At 73.2% G+C, this 1,719-nt stretch carries 2 protein-coding genes; both read left to right on the plus strand.

The features are described from left to right. On the plus strand, positions 1-816 hold an 816-nt coding region (locus tag BN12_RS21560; RefSeq protein ID WP_048555611.1), incomplete at its 5' end, for a hypothetical protein. Between the two features lie 44 nt (positions 817-860). Continuing rightward, positions 861-1,433: an RNA polymerase sigma factor SigM gene (sigM, locus tag BN12_RS21565; protein ID WP_200901273.1), complete on the plus strand. Its 573-nt coding sequence runs from the start codon at positions 861-863 to the stop codon at positions 1,431-1,433. Positions 1,434-1,719 lie beyond the last annotated feature (286 nt).

Consider the following 1,719-nt stretch of genomic DNA (forward strand, 5'->3'; position numbering starts at 1 on the left):
CACCGGGCCGCCGGCCGCCGGGCCGCGCGCGCCGCCGCGGCCGAGTGGACCGAGGACCACCTCGTCCCCCTGAGCGACACCCTCACCGAGACGCCCTCGGACGACCCCGGACTTGAGCCGCCCGTCCCCCTCCTCGACCCGGAGTCGGTGGGACCCCTCGACAGGGACGAGTCGCGCCTCGCCCTCGCCATCGTGGCCGGCCTGCTCGTCGTCGCCCTCATCATCGGCATCTGGGGCCTGACGAAGATCGGCTCGGGCGTCGACCTCGGACTGGGGTCCGACTCCGCGCCGACGACGCTCGTCACGACCGACCCGCACGCCTCGCCGAGCACGACGCCGTCGGCGACGAGCGCGACGACGACGTCCCCGAGCGCCGCGCTGGAGGACCTCGGCATCCTCAGCGCCCGCGCCTTCGACCCCGAGGGCGACGACAAGGAGAACGACGCCGCGGTGGGCCGGGTCTACGACGGCGACACGAGCACCGTCTGGACCTCGGAGGGCTACGAGTCGCCGAACCTCGGGGGCATCAAGGACGGGGTGGGGGTCATCCTCGACCTCGGGTCCAATGCGAAGCCGCGGCAGATCGAGGTCACCCAGCCCACCGCGTCGCACTACACCGTCTACCTGTCCGACGAGCGCTCCCGCGACGGCGCGAAGAAGGTCGGCACCTCCTCCAAGAGCGGCACGACGACGTTGGCCGTCCCCGCCGGGGTCTCGGGGCAGTACCTCATCGTGTGGTTCACGAAGGTCGCCCAGGCCGACGACGGACGCTACCGCGCGGCGCTGGCCGAGGTCGCCGTCCAGGGTGAAGGCTGACCGCCGGCCGCCGGCGTGGCGCAGGTATCCCGGGAAGCGCGAGCGTGACGACGAGAGACGATTCCGACGCCGAGCTCGTCCGCCGTCACCTCGAGGGTGACGCCGAGGCGTTCGGCGAGCTCTTCCGACGCCATCGCGACCGGATGTGGGCCCTCGCCCTGCGGACGACCGGCGACCGCGAGCTGGCCGCCGACTGCGTCCAGGATGCCTTCATCGCGGCCTACCGGCGCATCGGGTCCTACCGCGGCGACGCCGCCTTCACGACGTGGATGCACCGGGTCGTCGTCAACGCCTGCCTCGACCGGCTCCGACGCCAGCGGCCGACGACCGAGCTGCCGCCGCAGGATCTCGCCGATCCCCACGACGCGCATGACGTCGCGCTCACCGCCCTCGACGTGCATGCCGCCCTCGCGCGGCTTCCCGAGGAGCAGCGTCTCGCGCTCGTCCTCGTCGACCTCGAGGGCCTGCCGGTCCGCGAGGCGGCCGCCATCCTCGAGGTCGCCGAGGGAACCGTGAAGTCCCGGTGCTCTCGCGGTCGTGCAGCCCTCGCGGCCATCCTCCGCCCCCGAAACGACGCGGATGCCACGGGAACCCCGGCCGCTCCCGACTCGTCCTAGCCGTGGAGGGCGGCACACCGCGCCCCATCGACGTCCGACCGCCACACGTCCGACACCGACATTCGGCGGGCACGTCCGACGAAGACGTTCCGACCAGCACGTTCCCGACAACGGGGAGGCCCACCGTGAGCCCGCGCCATGACACCGGCGACCCCATGCCGGCCGATGACGATCCGACGGGGATGCGCGAGCTGCTGTCGTCACTGCCCGACCCGGGCCCGATGCCGCCGGACCTCGTGGAGCGGATCACCGCCGCGATCGCCGCCGAGCGAGCCGCCGCATCGAC

The sequence above is a fragment of the Nostocoides japonicum T1-X7 genome, from assembly GCF_001046855.1.
Classification (GTDB): domain Bacteria; phylum Actinomycetota; class Actinomycetes; order Actinomycetales; family Dermatophilaceae; genus Nostocoides; species Nostocoides japonicum.